This window comes from Gordonia terrae, assembly GCF_001698225.1.
In the GTDB taxonomy this organism is placed as follows: domain Bacteria; phylum Actinomycetota; class Actinomycetes; order Mycobacteriales; family Mycobacteriaceae; genus Gordonia; species Gordonia terrae.
The window spans coordinates 1,780,101-1,795,822 of record NZ_CP016594.1 but is presented as its reverse complement, the minus strand read 5'-3'; the positions used below and the strand labels follow the sequence as shown (position 1 = coordinate 1,795,822).

The window sequence follows — 15,722 nt, the reverse complement described above, 5'->3', positions numbered from 1 at the left end:
CCCAGCGTAGTGGGGATCAGTACAGGCTCGACCAGTACGACCAGAACCGGACCGCGATCAGCACGATCACGAGGCCGACGCCCACGACGAGGATCGGGGCGTGATTGCGCGCGAGGACCAGCGCGAGGCGCGAACGCGAGGTGAGACCACTCGCATGCGCGTTGCGCACACTGACGAAGACGAAGATCGGCAGGGTGACCGCCCACACCACCATGCAGTAGGGGCACAACGCCCCGATCGAGTACAGGCTCGAGTAGATGAGCCACCCGATGAACACCATGGCGGCGGTGACCCCGACCTGCAGCCCCGCCCAGTACCACCCCGCGAGGCGGGCCCCGGCCAGCAGCGCCATCCCGGTCGTGACCGCGACCGCGAAACCGGCGATGCCGAGCAACGGGTTCGGGAAGCCGAAGAGCGCCGCCTGCGGCTCGGCCATCACCGAACCGCAGCTCAGCACGGGATTGAAGTTGCAGGACGGCACGTAGTCGGGGTCGGCGGCCAGTTCGAACCGTTCCACGGTCAGCACGAACGCGGCGACGAACCCGATGGCCCCGCCGACACTCAGCAGCCAGGCGACGATTCGCGTCCACGAACGCACGGCCTCGGCCAGGTGGGCCCGGTCGTCGTCGGGCCCGGCCTCCGAACTGGTCAGCGCACTGTCACTCACCCGTCCAGGATGGCACCGCTTCGGGCGGACTTCGACCCCGGACGCGCGAAAGTCACACTGGATCGGTCCAAATGTCGGCAGTCTCGTTGTTCCGTGCGTAATGTCGAGCCAGACACCGGGGATGGGACACCGACAGTGCAATTGTGGGATTACCTCAGCGAGAACGCGCGATCACTCACTTTTCTGACCTATCAGCACGCGTCGCTGTCGTTCCAGACAGTGCTCGTGGGTACGGCCGTGGCCATCCTCATCGCCGCCGTCGTCTACCGGCTCCCCCTGGCGAGCGCGCTGACGCTGACGTCGAGCCGTGTGGCGCTGACCATTCCGTCGCTGGCACTGCTCGCACTGCTGATCGTGCCCTTCGGACTCGGTGTGACGCCGTCGTTTCTGATGCTCGCGTTCTTCGCCACGCTGCCGGTCATCGGCAACGCGGTGGTCGGACTACGCTCCGTGCCGCCGTCCGTCGTCGAATCCGCCCGCGGGATCGGGCTTTCGAGGTGGCGGATCCTGCTCACCGTAGAGCTGCCGATCGCCTGGCCGGTGATCCTGACCGGTATCCGGGTGTCGACGCAGATGATCGTCGGTGTGGCGGCGATCGTCGCCTACGTTCTCGGCCCCGGCCTGGGATCGCTCATCTTCAACGGGCTTTCCCGCCTGGGCGGCGCCAATGCTCTCGAAATGGCCCTTGCCGGAACGATTCTGATCGTCATCATCGCCCTCGTCTTCGACGCTCTGCTGGTCTTGCTCGGCCGACTCACCATCTCCAAGGGACTCTCATGACCGACTCCGCCACCTCGTCCGCGCCGAACGGCGACAACCGCAGCGTCACCGGCGAGTCCATCCGGCTCGACGGTGTGGTGAAGCGCTACCGCGGCACCACGACCCCGGCCGTCGCACGCCTCGACCTCGAGATCGACGCCGGCGACATCGTCGCCTTCGTCGGCCCGTCCGGATGCGGCAAGACGACGACCCTGAAGATGATCAACCGGCTCATCGAACCCACCGAGGGTCGCATCTACATCGGCGGGCGCGACGTCACCGCGGAGAATCCGGACAAGCTTCGTCAGTCCATCGGCTACGTCATCCAGTCCGGGGGACTCTTCCCGCACTGGTCGGTGAGCAAGAACGTCGGCGCCATCCCCCGAATCCTCAACTGGGACAAGAAGCGCATCGCCGAACGCACCGAGTACCTGCTCGACCTCGTCGGTCTCGAATCCGCCACTTTCGCCGACCGGCTCCCCAAGGACATGTCCGGCGGCCAGCAACAGCGCGTGGGCGTCGCCCGCGCCCTCGCCGCCGACCCGCCGGTCCTCCTGATGGACGAGCCGTTCGGCGCCGTCGACCCGATCACCCGGGCTCGTCTGCAGGACAAGCTGATCGCGATCCAGCACGAGCTGGCCAAGACCATCGTCATCGTCACCCACGATTTCGAGGAGGCGACCAAACTCGGCGACAAGGTGCTGATTCTCTCCGAGGGCGGCCACATCGAGCAGTTCGCTCCCCCGGAGGAGATCCTCGCCAATCCGGCGAGCCCCTTCGTCGAGGAGTTCGTGGGTTCGGGCGCGACCCTCGCCCACCTGACCCTGACCCGCGTCCGCGACGTCGACTTCCGCGAGGTCGTCACCGCCCAGGTCGGAGAAGCGTCCGGCGCCGTCGTGTCGCGCGCGAAGGCGGCCGGCGAGGACTGGGTCGCCGTGGTCGATCAGCACGGCCGCCCACGCGCCTGGCCGTCGGTCGAGGAGATCCGCGCCAAGCCGGAGGTCTCGGACTACCTCGATCACCGGCTGCCCGTCGTCGCCAAGTCCTCGACGCTGAACGACGCCCTCGACTCGATGCTCGCGACCAGTCAGGGTGGCGTGCTCGTGACCGACGGGCGCGGCGCGGTCGTCGGTGCCCTGAACATCGCGTCGGTGATGGAAGCGATCCGCGGACAGCTCGCGACCGTTCGCGACGACGACGATCACGGCGGCTACCTCGACCACGCCGAGGGATCGGCACCCGTCGAGACCCCGGTCGTCGCCGCCGACGACGAACCCGGCTTCGAGGACACCAATCCCGGCACCGGAACCGCCGCGGTCGGCGCTCCCGAGACGAGCGCCGACCGGTGACGGGTTTCATCGCCGAAGAGGCGAGGATCACCGAGACCGCGAAACCGCCTGCGCCGGAATCCGTCCCGAAGGGATTTCGACGCCGTCTCGCCCGCATCCCGATCGACGTCTGGTTCGAGCCGCTGGTGATCGTGGTCGTCGGCGTCGGTTTCGTCATCTGGTACGCGAACACGACGTTCACCACCACGGAGAGCGCGTCGATGTCGTGGCCCGCGCTGCGCGCCACCATCCTCGATCACATCCAGCTGACACTCGTCGCGACGATCATCGTCGTCCTGATCGCCATTCCGCTGGGCATCGCGCTCACCCGGCCGTCCCTCCGGTGGCTGAACCCCATCGCCGTCAACATCGCCAACATCGGGCAGGCGGCGCCGGCGATCGGGCTCCTGGTGCTCTTCACGTTCTGGCTCGGCACCGGTTTCACCACCGCCATCGTCGGTCTGGTCGTCTACGCGGTGCTCCCGATCCTGCAGAACACCATCGTCGGACTGCGGCAGGTCGACCAGCGGACGGTCGAGGCCTCCCGGGGCATCGGCCTGTCGGCCGTCCGGACCCTCGTCCAGGTCGAACTCCCCCTCGCCGTACCCGTCATCCTGAACGGGGTGCGGACCGCGCTGGTCATCCTCGTCGGTACCGCCACCCTCAGCACGTTCATCGGCGCGAACAGCCTGGGCACGCTCATCACCACCGGCATCACGCTGTTCCTGCCCAAGCTGCTGGTGTCGGGCGCGATCCTGGTCGCCCTGCTCGCCATGACGATCGACTGGCTCGGTCGCCTCGTCGAACTCGCCGCCACACCACGGGGGATCGCATGATGGCTCGGTCACGCCTGTCCCGCTCGCGCGCACTCACTCTCCTGGCCGCGTCCGCCGCCCTGGTGATGACACTGTCGGCGTGCGGGCTGGTCAGTTCGTCCGGAACCTTCCGTCCCGCCTCCCTTCCCGGCGGCGAACGTCCGCTCGAAGGGACGTCGATCGCGGTGACGTCGAAGAACTTCACCGAACAGGTCCTGCTCGGCAAGATCACCGCGACCTACCTGGCTGCAGCCGGGGCCGACGTCGACGACCTGACCAACGCGCCTGGTTCGATGTCGTCGCGACAGGCGGTCCTCAACGGCGACGCCGACATCGTCTGGGAGTACACCGGCACGGCGTGGCAGACCTACCTCGGCGAGACCGAGACGATCTCCGACCCGCAACAGCTCTACGAACGCGTCCGGGACGCCGAACGCGCCAACGGCGTCGAGTGGCTGCCGCCGTCGAACTTCAACAACACCTACGCGTTCGCGGCTTCCTCGCCCACCGCCAAGAGACTGAACGTCCGCACGATGTCCGACATCGCCAAGCTGCCCGAGTCCGAGCGGACGTTCTGCATCAACGACGAGTTCCTCTCGCGCGCCGACGGTTTCATCCCGATGCTGGAGGCCTACGACATCCCGCTCGGCGCCCCGGGCGGCGTGCCCAAGGGCAACGTGACCACCATGGATTCCGGTGTCGTCTACACCTCGACCGCACGCAGCGAACCCTGCAACTTCGGCATGGTGTACTCCACCGACGGCCGCATCAAGAACCTCGATCTCGTCGTCCTGGAGGACGACCGCAAATTCTTCCTCCCCTACAGCGGGTGCGTCGTCGTCAACACCGGCCTCAACGAGGCCAATCCGGAGATCGCCGAACTCATGGCGCCGGTATCGGCCAAGCTGACCGATCCGCTCATGCAGGAACTGAACGGGCTCATCGACATCGACGGGGCCGACCCGTCCGACGTCGCGTACAACTGGCTCAAGGACGAGGGGTTCATCGTCCCGGTGGACTGACCGTCGACTGTGCGTCTACATCCGTCGACTGTGCGTCTATATCCGTCGACTGTGCGTCCCACGTTCGACCGACGCACAGTCAACGATTTTCGACCACAGTCAACGAGACGGGTTCGGGGCGTACACCGTCATCCAGTGCGGGTGCAATCGGAAGTAGATGACTTCGACGTCCCAGTCGAAGGCGTCGTCGCCGTAGATCTTCTTGAAGTGCGCCACCAGCTCGGGCCAGTCATCGGCGCGAGGACCGTCCAGCGGATTGAGGATCTCGACCGTCCCGTGCGTGAACACGCCGAGTTCTTCGCCCTGGATGTGCGCGGCGCTGGCGGCCGGACGTGTCTGGAGGTGCTGGGCCTTCGCGGCGGTGCGCGCGGTCCCGAAGACCCACTTGCCGTGGAGGAAATGACCGTCGACGGCACTGATCCGCGGTTCACCCGATGCGGTCACCGTCGAGAGCGCAAGCACTCGCATGCCGGTCAGGATCTCGGTCAATTGGGTTGCGTCGACGGTGTTCTCGGTATTGATGATGGACCGGAGGTGGTCGGTCGATCGGGAAAGGGACGCGTCGAGAAGCGTCTGGAGGTCGCGGAGTTCGTCCGGGGTCTCGTACATGGTGATAGTTCCTCGTGGCCGTTCACCGGCGACGACCGTCGTCACCGAGGAACCCCATGGTGCCACCGGAAGCCGGCTACGAGGGCTGTTCGCGGCCGACCGTTCTTGCTGTCTGGAGCGGCAGACCCAGTGGCGGCGCCTCGGGATGCAGAGCCGCGCCGGCGGCGAGGAGGTCGACGTCGACACGGCGTCCGATGCCCGCACATACGGCGTTCAACGACGCCAGCACGCCCGCGCGCCTCCCGAAACCCGCTGTCGCGAAACCGGTCACGTCACTGCCCTCACAATCCCCACGCGGTGGCGAGCAATTCGTGCGAGATCAAGCGATGGTCGAAGTCGTGCGTGACGCTGGTGACCAACAACTCGTCGGCGCCGGTCACCCGGGCCAGTGTCCGCAGACCGTCCACCACGGTCTGGGGATCACCGACGAACTGGGTTCGCACCCGATCGTCGACGAGAACGCGCGCACCGTCGTCGAGGGGACGTGCCGTATCCGGGTCCGGATACGGTTGCGCGCCTGCCCCGCTCCGGATGCCGTGCACCCAGTGTCCGTAGGTGGACGCGCGGTGACGTGCGGTCGGCTCATCCTCGGCGACAACGACATCCGCGGATACGACGACATAGGGTTCGGCCAGGACCGACGACGGGCGGAAGGCGCTGCGATACGCCTCGACGGCCTCGAGAACCGTGCTCGGGCTGACGTGATAGTTGGCCACGAACGGCAGGCCACGCGCCCCCGCGGTCTGGGCACTCTGCCCCTTGCTGCTCCCGAAGATCCAGATCGCCACGTCCGCACCGCGTCCGGGCACAGCGGTCAGTGCAACGTCGTGGTGAACGAAGTCGCCGGACAAGAGTGCGAGGACGTCGCCGACGGCGTCGTCGAAGTCCGGCGGTGACGCACCGTCGAACTGCGACGCCTCGAACGCGGCGACGACCCGCGGTGCGTTCAGGACCGACTCGACGGGGAACGGCGTCGGGATGAGCAGGCCGTCGATGATCTCGTCGGGCTGTCGGGGTGCCGGCTCGCGGGGTGCCGGTTGCGGGTCAGCGGTCGACAACTCGGTGCGACGTTGAGCGGACCGGCCGAGGCCGAGGTCCAGCCGGCCGGGGTACAGCGCGTCGATCGTCCCGAATGCCTCCACGATCGACACCGGGGTGTGCAGTCCGCTCTGTACCGCCGCCGACCCCACCCGGATGGACTCGGTCGCGCCGGCGATCAGCCCGATGAGGGTGGTCGTCGACGAACTGGCGACCGCGACGAAGTGATGCTCGGCGAGCCAGAACCGCCGGTATCCCAGGCGTTCGGCGTGCTGGGCCAGCGCAACGCTGCGACGCACTGCCGTCGCGGCGTCACTCCCCTCGGTGACCGGCGCGAGGTCGAGCACCGACAGCGGTATCGGTTCCTTGTCTGTCATGCCTCTCCCTGACCGTCTCGAGTCCTCCGCCGAACACGCCTCATCCTGATCACCGAAGCGTGGTCGGCGGCAGATCGGAAGGGTTTGACCCACCACGATCCGATGATCGGGTCCCGGAATCCCCGGCTTCCCGCCACCGTTCGAGACGGGGACAGACATCCACGACACGACTGAGGGAGGACTCGATGGCCGAACACGTGCATGTTGCCGTGGCGCTCGACGGTTCGGGGTCGCATCCGGGTGCGTGGCGCGCGCCCGGGGCCCAGCCACACACCCTGACGACGGCGGCACACTGGCAGCGACTGATTTCAGAGGCCGAAACCGGGTTGCTCGACTTCGTCACCTTCGCGGATTCGTTTGCCCTGCACCGCGTGCGCCCGCGTACCGACCGGGCAACCGGTGGACTCGACTCGCTACTGCTCGCCTCCCGTCTCGCACCCACGACCCGCTCGATCGGGCTGATCCCGACGGCGACGGTCACCCACACCGAGCCGTTCCACGTCTCCAAGGCGATCGCGACCCTCGACTACGTCAGCAACGGCCGTGCCGGAGTCGTCCTGCGCACCACCGCGGACCCGGCCGAGGCCGCCCTGTTCGGCAGGCGGAGTTTCCCCGACGACCCGGCGGTGCTCGCCGACCTCGCCTCCGAGGCACTGGATTTCGCGACCGTGCTCGGACTGCTCTGGGATTCGTGGGAGGACGACGCCGAGATCCGCGACGTCGCGACCGGCCGCTTCGTCGACCGAGACAAGCTGCACTACATCGACTTCGCCGGGGACCATTTCTCGGTGCGGGGCCCCGCCATCACCCCGCGCCCGCCGCAGGGGCGGCCGGTCGTCGCCGCGACCGGCGCACATCCCACCGACCTACAGGTGATCGGGCGGGGTGCCGATGTCGGGTTCATCAGCCCCCGCGATGTCGACGACGCCGTGCGCGCGGTGGACGCCGTGGGTGCCGCCCATTCGGACGCCGGTCGCGAGATCGACGATCCCGCGCTGTTGTTCGTCGACCTGTCCGTGGTGCTGGCCGCATCGGACGAGGAGGCGGAAGGGCGCCGGGCCCAACTGGACGACTGGGCCGGTGAACCGTTCACACCCGACAGTGCTGCGTTCACCGGTACACCGACCGGACTCGCCGACGAGATCGAACGCTGGGCGGCGGTGGCGGGAATCAGCGGTATCCGGCTGCACCCGGCCGCCTTGTCCGAGGACCTACGCGCGATCACGCAAGGGCTCGTACCGGAACTGCAACGCCGCAACCTCTTTCGTTCCGGATACACCGAGTCGACGCTGCGCGGACACCTCGGCCTCGACCGCCCGTCCAACCGATTCGCCACTGGAAAGGCCGGTGTCGCATGACCAAGCAGGTGCATCTCGCCGCACACTTCCCCGGGGTCAACAACACCACGGTGTGGAGCGACCCGGCGTCGGGCAGCCAGATCGAGTTCGACTCATTCGTCCATCTCGCCCAGACCGCCGAGCGCGGGAAGTTCGACTTCTTCTTCCTCGCCGAAGGCCTGCGACTCCGCGAGCAGAACGGGCTGATCTACGACCTCGACGTGGTCGGGCGACCGGACACGTTCACCGTCCTGTCCGCCCTGGCCGCGGTGACCACCCACCTCGGCCTGACCGGCACCATCAACTCGACCTTCAACGAACCCGTCGACGTCGCACGGCAATTCGCCACCCTCGACCATCTGTCCGCCGGACGCGCGGCCTGGAATGTGGTGACCTCGTGGGACGAGTTCACCGGCGAGAACTTCCGTCGCGGGGGCTATCTGCCCGAGGACCAGCGCTATGCACGCGCCAAGGAATTCCTCACCGCCGCGGCGACGCTGTGGGACTCGTGGCGCGACGATGACGTGCTTGCCGACACCTCGAGCGGCCGGTTCCTGGCTCGTGAGGAGGCCGGCAAATTCGACTTCACGAGTTCGCAATTCGACATCCACGGGCACTTTCCGACCCCTCGTCCGCCGCAGGGTAGGCCGGTCATCTTCCAGGCCGGGGACTCCGATGAGGGACGGGAGTTCGCGGCCGCGACCGCCGACGCCATCTTCTCCCGGCACGCCACCTACGACGCGGGGCGAGACTTCTACACCGATGTCAAGCGGCGGCTCGCCTCCCACGGCCGGCGTCCCGAGGAACTCCTGGTGCTGCCCGCCGCCACGTTCGTCGTCGGCGACACCGACGCGCAGGCCGCCGAACTCGCCCACGAGGTGCGCCTGCAGCAGGTCAGCGGGCAGACGGCGATCAAGTTCTTGGAGCAGTTGTGGAACCGCGATCTCTCCGCCCACGACCCCGACGGCCCGCTCCCGCAGGAGGATCCGGTCCCGGGCGAGAACACGGTCGCGAAGGGACGAGCGAGCGTGCGTATGCACCGCGACCCGGTCGCCGTCGCCCGCGAGTGGCGCGACCTCGCCGAGGCGAAGAACCTGACGACGCGTGAACTCATCATCGAGGTCACCGGCCGCCAGTCATTCGTCGGCTCGCCTCTGACCGTCGCGCACACGATCAACGACTTCGTGCAGGCCGACGTCGCCGACGGCTTCATCCTCGTGCCCCACATCGTGCCCGGCGGGCTCGACCGGTTCGTCGACGAGGTGGTGCCGGTCCTGCAAGAACTCGGCGTGTATCGCATCGACTACGAGGGCACCACGCTGCGGGACAATCTGGGGCTGGCGCATCCGGCGGGCTGAGCCTCGTCAGGACCCCGTCGCTTGCCGGGCACCTCAGGACGGCTCCAGCGCGCCTCGACTCATGAGCTCCGCCACCAGGACTCGAACCTAGAATGCCTGAACCAAAATCAGGAGTGTTGCCGATTACACCATGGCGGATCACTGCGCTGACGATTGTGCCACAGCACCGCGGCACTCACGTCGGCGCGACCTCGTTTCGACGACGCGCCTCCGGTCGGGATCGCGTCGTCGAAACGAGGCCTGAGACCGATCAGTCCTTGGGGCCGCCGGCCACATAGACGACCTGGCCGGACACGAAGCCCGCACCCTCACTGATGAAGAACGACGCGGTGTGCGCGATGTCCTCGGGCACACCGACACGGTTGACCGGAATCTGGCCCGCTGCGGCGCGCTTGAAGTCCTCGAAGGGCACACCGACGCGCTCGGCGGTCGCCGCGGTCATCTCGGTCTCGATGAATCCGGGTGCAATGGCGTTGGCGGTCACGCCGAACCGGCCGAGCTCGATCGCGAGGGTCTTGGTGAATCCCTGCATGCCCGCCTTCGCCGCCGAGTAGTTGACCTGGCCGCGGTTGCCCAGGGCCGAGGTGCTCGACAGGTTCACGATGCGTCCCCACTCCGCCTCGACCATGTACTTCTGAGCAGCCTTGGTGACGTTGAACGCGCCGCGAAGGTGAACCGCCATGACCGCGTCCCAGTCGTCGACAGTCATCTTGAACAGGAGGTTGTCACGGGTGATGCCCGCGTTGTTGACGACCACCGTCGGCTTGCCGAGTTCGGCGACGACCTTCTCGACCGCGGCGTTCACCGAGGCCTCGTCGGCGACGTCGGCACCCACCGCGATGGCCTTGCCACCGCCGTCGGTGATGGCCTTGACGGTGTCGGCGCAGGCGTCGGCGTCGAGGTCCAGGACGGCCACCGCCAGTCCGTCGTCGGCCAGACGCCTGGCCACGGCCGCGCCGATCCCCCGTGCCGCCCCGGTGACGATCGCCGTCTTCTGCGTGCTCATTCATTACCTCCGTGTGGTCGTTTCACGAACCGGACAACTCCGGCGCGCTTGGTTCTCGCTCCCGCACCCACCCTGATCCGTCGGTGACAGTCAACGGGACATCAGCAGGATCTACCGATTGATCGCTCGGCGTTCGCGGTCCCTATGTGTTCTATCAGGCCCCGTCGGGAGGATCGGGCACAAACAGCGCGCTGCATTTCGGCCGTGGGGCACCGATGCGTAGGATCGCACCCGACGTGCGACCGCGGGCCGGGTCAGCGACCCCCGTCGGCGCCGTCGAGGAGACATGATCGTGGCAGTAACCGATCAGGAAGAGGGTGGGCATTCGATGACGGGAACGTCGCCATCCGTGGCCGTGATCGTCCTGGCCGCGGGCGCCGGTACCCGCATGAAGTCCAAGACCCCGAAGATCCTCCACACCATCGCCGGACGGTCCCTCGTCGGCCACGCGTTGCACGGCGCGGCAGGAATCGGACCCGAGCACCTGGTTGCGGTCGTCAGCCACGAACGCGAACGGGTGACGGCGGCCATCGGTGAGATCGCCGCGCTCCTGGGTGTCGAGGTCGGCATCGCCGAGCAGGACTCGCCGCGCGGAACCGGCGACGCCGCCCGGGTCGGACTCAGCGCGCTCCCCGAGGATTTCGACGGCACCGTCATCGTCACCGCCGCCGACGTCCCACTCCTCGACGCCGACACCCTGCGCGCCCTCGTGGACACCCACCTCGACGGCGGCGGGGCCGCCGTCACGCTGACGAGCTTCGTTGCCGACGACCCGACCGGATACGGACGCATCATCCGCGACGGGGACGCCGTCGCGGCAATCATCGAACACAAGGACGCGACCCCCGACCAGCGGGCGATCACCGAGGTGAACGCCGGCGTGTACGCCTTCGACGCCGCCGCGCTGCGCGTCGGTCTGTCGAAGCTCTCGACGGACAACGTGCAGGGCGAGTACTACCTGACCGACATCGTCGAGATCGCCCGCGGCGAGGGGCGGGCGGTCCGCGGACACACGGTCGCCGATCCGGTACTCGTGGCCGGGTGCAACGACCGCGCTCAACTCTCCGCGCTCGGCGCCGAACTGAACCGACGCATCATCCGTCGTCATCAGCTCGACGGGGTGACCGTGGTCGACCCGGCGACCACGTGGATCGACATCGACGTCACCATCGAGCCCGATGCGCAGATCCGGCCCGGCACACAGCTGCACGGTCGTACACACCTCTCCGCCGACACCGTGATCGGACCCGACACGACTCTCACCGACGTCACCGTCGGAGCGGGTGCGCAGGTGATCCGGACGCACGGCAGCGACGCGGTCATCGGTGCCGACGCCACCGTCGGTCCGTTCGCCTACCTTCGTCCCGGGACGGCTCTCGGGGTCGCGGGCAAGATCGGCACGTTCGTCGAGACCAAGAACGCGACCATCGGCGACGGATCGAAGATCCCGCACCTCACCTACGTCGGCGACGCCACCATCGGCGAGCACTCCAACATCGGTGCGTCGAGCGTCTTCGTCAACTACGACGGAGTCGCCAAGCACCGCACGGTGATCGGCGACCACTGCCGCACGGGCTCGGACAACATGTTCGTCGCCCCGGTCACCGTCGGCGACGGGGCGTACACCGGCGCCGGAACCGTCGTGCGGCAAGATGTACCGCCGGGGGCCCTCGCGGTCTCGGCGGGAGAACAACGCGTCATCGAGGACTGGGTCGTGCGCAAGCGGCCCGACACCGCGGCGGCGCGGGCGGCCCTCGACGCACGCGAGAACGACTCCGGGACGGCCTGACACCCCGACCCGTGCTCGACCCTGCAGATCCGAAACGACACGAACAGAAGAGTTTTCATGACCTGGACCACTGACAACCAGAAGAACCTGATGCTGTTCTCTGGTCGTGCCCATCCCGAACTCGCCGAAGCCGTCGCCGACGAACTGGGCATCAAGGTCACGCCGCAGACCGCCCGCGACTTCGCCAACGGTGAGCTGTTCGTCCGTTTCGAGGACTCCGTGCGCGGCTCGGACGCGTTCGTCCTGCAGAGCTGCCCGTACCCGCTGAATCAGTGGGTCATGGAGGCGCTCATCATGATCGACGCCCTCAAGCGCGGTTCGGCGAAGCGCATCAGCGTCATCCTCCCCTTCTACCCGTACGCCCGCCAGGACAAGAAGCACCGCGGTCGCGAGCCCATCTCGGCCCGCCTCATCGCCGACCTGCTCAAGACCGCGGGCGCCGACCGGATCATCACGGTCGACCTGCACACCGATCAGATCCAGGGATTCTTCGACGGCCCCGTCGACCACATGCACGCGCAGGGCCAGCTCGCCGAGTACATCCGGGGCAAGTACGGCACCGACAACATCGCCGTGGTGTCCCCCGACTCCGGTCGCGTGCGGGTCGCCGAGAAGTGGGCCGACACCCTCGGTGGCGCCCCGCTCGCGTTCATCCACAAGACCCGTGATCCGCTCGTACCGAACCAGGTCAAGTCGAACCGCGTCGTCGGCGAGGTGGAGGGCCGGACCTGCATCCTGATCGACGACATGATCGACACCGGCGGCACCATCGCCGGCGCGGTGCGCGTCCTCAAGGACGCCGGTGCCGGCGACGTCATCATCGCCACCACACACGGCGTGTTCTCCGACCCCGCGGCCGAGCGTCTCGCGAGCTGCGGTGCCAAGGAAGTCATCGCCACCGACACCCTGCCGATCCCGGCGGAGAAGCGGTTCGAGAACCTCACCGTCCTCTCGATCGCTCCCCTGCTCGCGCAGACGATCCGCGAGGTCTTCGAGAACGGCTCTGTCACAAGCCTGTTCGACGGCATCGCCTGAGCCCCCTCCCCCGCTCTTTGAGGTGCGAGCGAAGCGAGCCTCCCCGCTCCCTGAGGTGCGAGCGAAGCGAGCCTCGAAGGGCTCCGTAGCACGAGTTGCCAGCCCTTCGAGGCTCGTCGCTTGCGCTCCTCGCACCTCAGGGAGCAGAGGGATTGGTGCACCTCAGGGAGCAGAGGGATCGGCGCTCCCCAGGGAGCAGAGGGATCGGTGCACCTCAGGGAGCAGAGGGATCGGCGCTCCTCGGGGAGCAGGCGGAGATCCGCCGGGTACCGTGTCACCCGTGGACGCGACGATCTATCACAACCCGAAGTGTTCGACCTCGCGGAAGGCGCTCCAGGCGCTCCGCGACGCCGGCATCGAGCCGACCATCGTCAAATACCTCGACGAGCCGTACAGCCGCGAGCAACTCGTCGAGCTGTTCGCCGACGCCGGGATCACACCCAAGCAGGCCGTCCGGACACGCGAGGCGCTCTACAAGGAACTCGATCTCGCCTCGGCCACCGACGATCAGATCCTCGACGCGATGGTCGAGCACCCCATCCTCGTCGAACGCCCGATCGTCGTGACCGACAAGGGCACTCGCATCCCGCGGCCCATCGACAAACTCGACGAGATCCTCTGACCGCCGGCAGCGGCCGGGTCAGGCGGGTGCGGGTCGGGCCGAGACCGCCGGCACGGGCAGTGGACGCTGCACCGTGGGCACGGCCAGAGCCGCGACCCCGCGCACCAGTGCCTTGGTCATGTCGAAGTAGTCGAAGTAGTCCCGCCACACCGTGATCCGGCCCTCCCGCACCTCGAAGCGACCGCACACCCAGAACTGCAGGTGCAGCCGACCGAATCGGAGTTCGTCGACCCGCTCGGTCAGCACCACACCGGTGTCGTCGGCACTCACGTTGATCATCCGGTAGTTGAATCCCACCGAGTCCTTGCGCGCCACCCCGCCCAGGACGCCGGCCACCTTCCGCTTCCCGCGGATCGTCGGCAACGAGACGTTCGTGTAGGCGATGTCGTCGTCGATGGTCTCCAGTGCGGCGGGCACGTCGCCCCGCGCGAACTCGGTCAGCAGGGTCGTCACGATCTCGATCGGCGTCTGTGAGGTCATGTCAGCAGTATCCCCGAGCTCAGCGTCGGCAGCGGGGGATGTGACATCCCGGTTGGTCATCGGCTACTCTGGTCGCCGTTGTCTCGGCGAGGGTGACCCAGTCACCGTGATCGGCGCGGCCATCGCAGCACTCTGCACGCCCTACGGGCGGATGGATGCCCGCGTCGGTCCTCGTGCCCGGTGTCGCTCGTCGCGACGCCGACCGAACACACCCACCGATCGCGAGGAGACCATCATGGCCACCCAGACCAGCAAGCTGTCCGTCAGCACCCGCACCGAGAAGGGCAAGGGCGCGGCGCGTCGCGCCCGTCGCGAGGGCAAGGTCCCCGCCGTGCTGTACGGCCACGGCACCGATCCCCAGCACCTGCACCTCCCGGCTCGCGAGTTCGCCGCGATCCTGCGTAACAGCGGCCTCAACGCCGTCATCGATCTCGACATCGAGGGCAGCAGCCAGCTCGCGCTGACCAAGCAGGTCGACGTCCACCCGATCCGCAACTACATCGAGCACGCCGACCTGCTGATCGTCCGCCGCGGCGAGAAGGTCACCGTCGAGATCGCGATCATCGTCGAGGGCGATGCCGCTCCGGGTACCCTGGTCGTCCAGGACGCGAGCGTCGTCGAGGTCGAGGCCGACGCCCTGTCGATCCCCGAGCAGATCGTCGTCAGCGTGGAGGACGCCGAGGTCGGCCTGTCCGTGCACGCCGCCGATCTGGACCTGCCGGAGGGCGTGACCCTCACCGCCGATCCGGAGACCCTCATCGTGTCGGTCACCGAGGCGCAGCTCGCCGCCACCGAGTCCGAGGCCGACGGCTCGGCCGACGCCGAGGGCGAAGCCGAGGCCACCGAGGAAGCCGCCGCGGAGTCGGAGTGATCCCGACCCTCGACCACTCGGTTCGAGAAGTGCAGTAGTGAAAATCATTGTCGGACTCGGTAATCCCGGGTCCAAGTACGAGAAGACGAGGCACAACGTCGGCGCGATGGTCGCCGACGGCCTCGTCGCCTCGGCCGGTGAGCGCTGGAAGGTGCACAAGAAGTCCGGCGCCGAGGTCGCCGAGGTGCGCCTCGGCGGCCAGTCGGTTCTCGTCGCCAAGCCTCGCACCTATATGAACGAGTCCGGCCGCCAGATCGGCCCGCTCGCGAAGTTCTACTCCGTGACCGTCGACGATCTGATCGTCGTCCACGACGAACTCGACATCGACTTCGGCGCCGTCCGCCTGAAGCGGGGCGGCGGCGAGGGCGGCCACAACGGGTTGCGGTCGATCAGCCAGGTACTCGGCACGCGCGACTATCTGCGCGTGCGCATCGGCATCGGCCGGCCGCCCGGCCGTCAGGATCCCGCCGATTTCGTGCTGAAGCCGTTCCCCTCCTCGGCTCGCAACGAGGTCGAACTCCTGATCGCGAACGGTTGTGACGCCGTCGAACTGCTGCTCGGACAGGATCTGGAGTCCGCGCAGAACACCGTGCACGCCTGGTGAGGACG

At 67.7% G+C, this 15,722-nt stretch carries 17 protein-coding genes and 1 tRNA gene; 11 read left to right on the top strand and 7 right to left on the bottom strand.

Translation table 11 applies throughout. From position 1 onward, the window contains the following. Nucleotides 1-16 precede the first annotated feature (16 nt). A complete protein-coding gene (locus BCM27_RS08145; RefSeq protein ID WP_004022654.1) occupies nt 17-667 on the bottom strand; it encodes a vitamin K epoxide reductase family protein in 651 nt (216 codons plus the stop codon). Between the two features lie 135 nt (nt 668-802). On the opposite strand from BCM27_RS08145, the gene BCM27_RS08140 reads away from it, so the two are divergent. The 4 genes from BCM27_RS08140 to BCM27_RS08125 all read left to right on the top strand — a co-directional run bounded on the left by BCM27_RS08140 (nt 803) and on the right by BCM27_RS08125 (nt 4,591). Further along, nucleotides 803-1,447, top strand: coding sequence for an ABC transporter permease (locus tag BCM27_RS08140; protein WP_004022653.1), 645 nt, complete (start codon nt 803-805; stop codon nt 1,445-1,447). Then, nucleotides 1,444-2,775 carry an ATP-binding cassette domain-containing protein gene (locus tag BCM27_RS08135; RefSeq protein WP_004022652.1) on the top strand — a complete coding sequence of 444 codons (1,332 nt, stop codon included), beginning with the start codon at nt 1,444-1,446 and terminating at the stop codon, nt 2,773-2,775. The genes BCM27_RS08140 and BCM27_RS08135 overlap by 4 nt, the downstream gene beginning before the upstream one ends. Continuing rightward, a complete protein-coding gene (locus tag BCM27_RS08130) occupies nt 2,772-3,590 on the top strand; it encodes an ABC transporter permease (protein ID WP_004022651.1) in 819 nt (272 codons plus the stop codon). The genes BCM27_RS08135 and BCM27_RS08130 overlap by 4 nt, the downstream gene beginning before the upstream one ends. A gap of 65 nt (nt 3,591-3,655) precedes the next feature. Continuing rightward, nucleotides 3,656-4,591 carry a glycine betaine ABC transporter substrate-binding protein gene (locus tag BCM27_RS08125; RefSeq protein WP_373278302.1) on the top strand — a complete coding sequence of 312 codons (936 nt, stop codon included), beginning with the start codon at nt 3,656-3,658 and terminating at the stop codon, nt 4,589-4,591. Between the two features lie 99 nt (nt 4,592-4,690). Here the strand turns inward: BCM27_RS08125 and BCM27_RS08120 are convergent, their stop codons facing one another. From BCM27_RS08120 to BCM27_RS08110, 3 genes are all read right to left on the bottom strand, one after another. Further along, complete coding sequence (locus BCM27_RS08120) at nt 4,691-5,200, bottom strand: pyridoxamine 5'-phosphate oxidase family protein (protein ID WP_004022649.1); 510 nt, start codon at nt 5,198-5,200, stop codon at nt 4,691-4,693. Nucleotides 5,201-5,276: 76 nt separating this feature from the next. Further along, the gene (locus BCM27_RS08115) at nt 5,277-5,471 is read right to left on the bottom strand and encodes a hypothetical protein (RefSeq protein ID WP_033203652.1); all 195 of its coding nucleotides are present in this window, start codon (nt 5,469-5,471) and stop codon (nt 5,277-5,279) included. A gap of 10 nt (nt 5,472-5,481) precedes the next feature. Beyond that, nucleotides 5,482-6,615, bottom strand: a complete 1,134-nt coding sequence (locus tag BCM27_RS08110) for an LLM class flavin-dependent oxidoreductase (protein ID WP_004022648.1) — start codon at nt 6,613-6,615, stop codon at nt 5,482-5,484. A 185-nt stretch (nt 6,616-6,800) separates the two neighbouring features. On the opposite strand from BCM27_RS08110, the gene BCM27_RS08105 reads away from it, so the two are divergent. Both BCM27_RS08105 and BCM27_RS08100 read left to right on the top strand, forming a co-directional pair. Beyond that, nucleotides 6,801-7,973 carry an LLM class flavin-dependent oxidoreductase gene (locus BCM27_RS08105; RefSeq protein ID WP_004022647.1) on the top strand — a complete coding sequence of 391 codons (1,173 nt, stop codon included), beginning with the start codon at nt 6,801-6,803 and terminating at the stop codon, nt 7,971-7,973. Next, complete coding sequence (locus BCM27_RS08100) at nt 7,970-9,310, top strand: NtaA/DmoA family FMN-dependent monooxygenase (RefSeq protein WP_004022646.1); 1,341 nt, start codon at nt 7,970-7,972, stop codon at nt 9,308-9,310. The genes BCM27_RS08105 and BCM27_RS08100 overlap by 4 nt, the downstream gene beginning before the upstream one ends. A gap of 66 nt (nt 9,311-9,376) precedes the next feature. Here the strand turns inward: BCM27_RS08100 and BCM27_RS08095 are convergent. Both BCM27_RS08095 and fabG read right to left on the bottom strand, forming a co-directional pair. Continuing rightward, nucleotides 9,377-9,448: transfer RNA gene (locus tag BCM27_RS08095), tRNA-Gln, on the bottom strand. Nucleotides 9,449-9,560: 112 nt separating this feature from the next. Then, nucleotides 9,561-10,316 carry a 3-oxoacyl-ACP reductase FabG gene (gene fabG / locus BCM27_RS08090; protein ID WP_004022645.1) on the bottom strand — a complete coding sequence of 252 codons (756 nt, stop codon included), beginning with the start codon at nt 10,314-10,316 and terminating at the stop codon, nt 9,561-9,563. Nucleotides 10,317-10,644: 328 nt separating this feature from the next. Between fabG and glmU the strand changes: the two genes are divergently transcribed. From glmU to arsC, 3 genes are all read left to right on the top strand, one after another. After that, nucleotides 10,645-12,105: a bifunctional UDP-N-acetylglucosamine diphosphorylase/glucosamine-1-phosphate N-acetyltransferase GlmU gene (gene glmU / locus BCM27_RS08085; RefSeq protein WP_033203653.1), complete on the top strand. Its 1,461-nt coding sequence runs from the start codon at nt 10,645-10,647 to the stop codon at nt 12,103-12,105. A 57-nt stretch (nt 12,106-12,162) separates the two neighbouring features. After that, entirely contained in the window at nt 12,163-13,140 is a 978-nt protein-coding gene (locus BCM27_RS08080) for a ribose-phosphate diphosphokinase (RefSeq protein ID WP_004022643.1), read from the top strand. 280 nt (nt 13,141-13,420) lie between these two features. Beyond that, nucleotides 13,421-13,762 carry an arsenate reductase (glutaredoxin) gene (gene arsC / locus BCM27_RS08075; protein ID WP_033203654.1) on the top strand — a complete coding sequence of 114 codons (342 nt, stop codon included), beginning with the start codon at nt 13,421-13,423 and terminating at the stop codon, nt 13,760-13,762. Between the two features lie 18 nt (nt 13,763-13,780). Here arsC and BCM27_RS08070 read toward each other — a convergent pair whose 3' ends face one another. Further along, nucleotides 13,781-14,242, bottom strand: coding sequence for a limonene-1,2-epoxide hydrolase family protein (locus tag BCM27_RS08070; protein WP_033203655.1), 462 nt, complete (start codon nt 14,240-14,242; stop codon nt 13,781-13,783). 235 nt (nt 14,243-14,477) lie between these two features. Between BCM27_RS08070 and BCM27_RS08065 the strand changes: the two genes are divergently transcribed. Together BCM27_RS08065 and pth are read left to right on the top strand one after the other, a co-directional pair. Beyond that, on the top strand, nt 14,478-15,113 hold the full coding sequence (locus BCM27_RS08065) for a 50S ribosomal protein L25/general stress protein Ctc (RefSeq protein WP_033203784.1): 636 nt from the start codon (nt 14,478-14,480) through the stop codon (nt 15,111-15,113). A gap of 37 nt (nt 15,114-15,150) precedes the next feature. Then, a complete protein-coding gene (gene pth, locus BCM27_RS08060; RefSeq protein ID WP_004022639.1) occupies nt 15,151-15,717 on the top strand; it encodes an aminoacyl-tRNA hydrolase in 567 nt (188 codons plus the stop codon). Nucleotides 15,718-15,722: the final 5 nt, after the last annotated feature.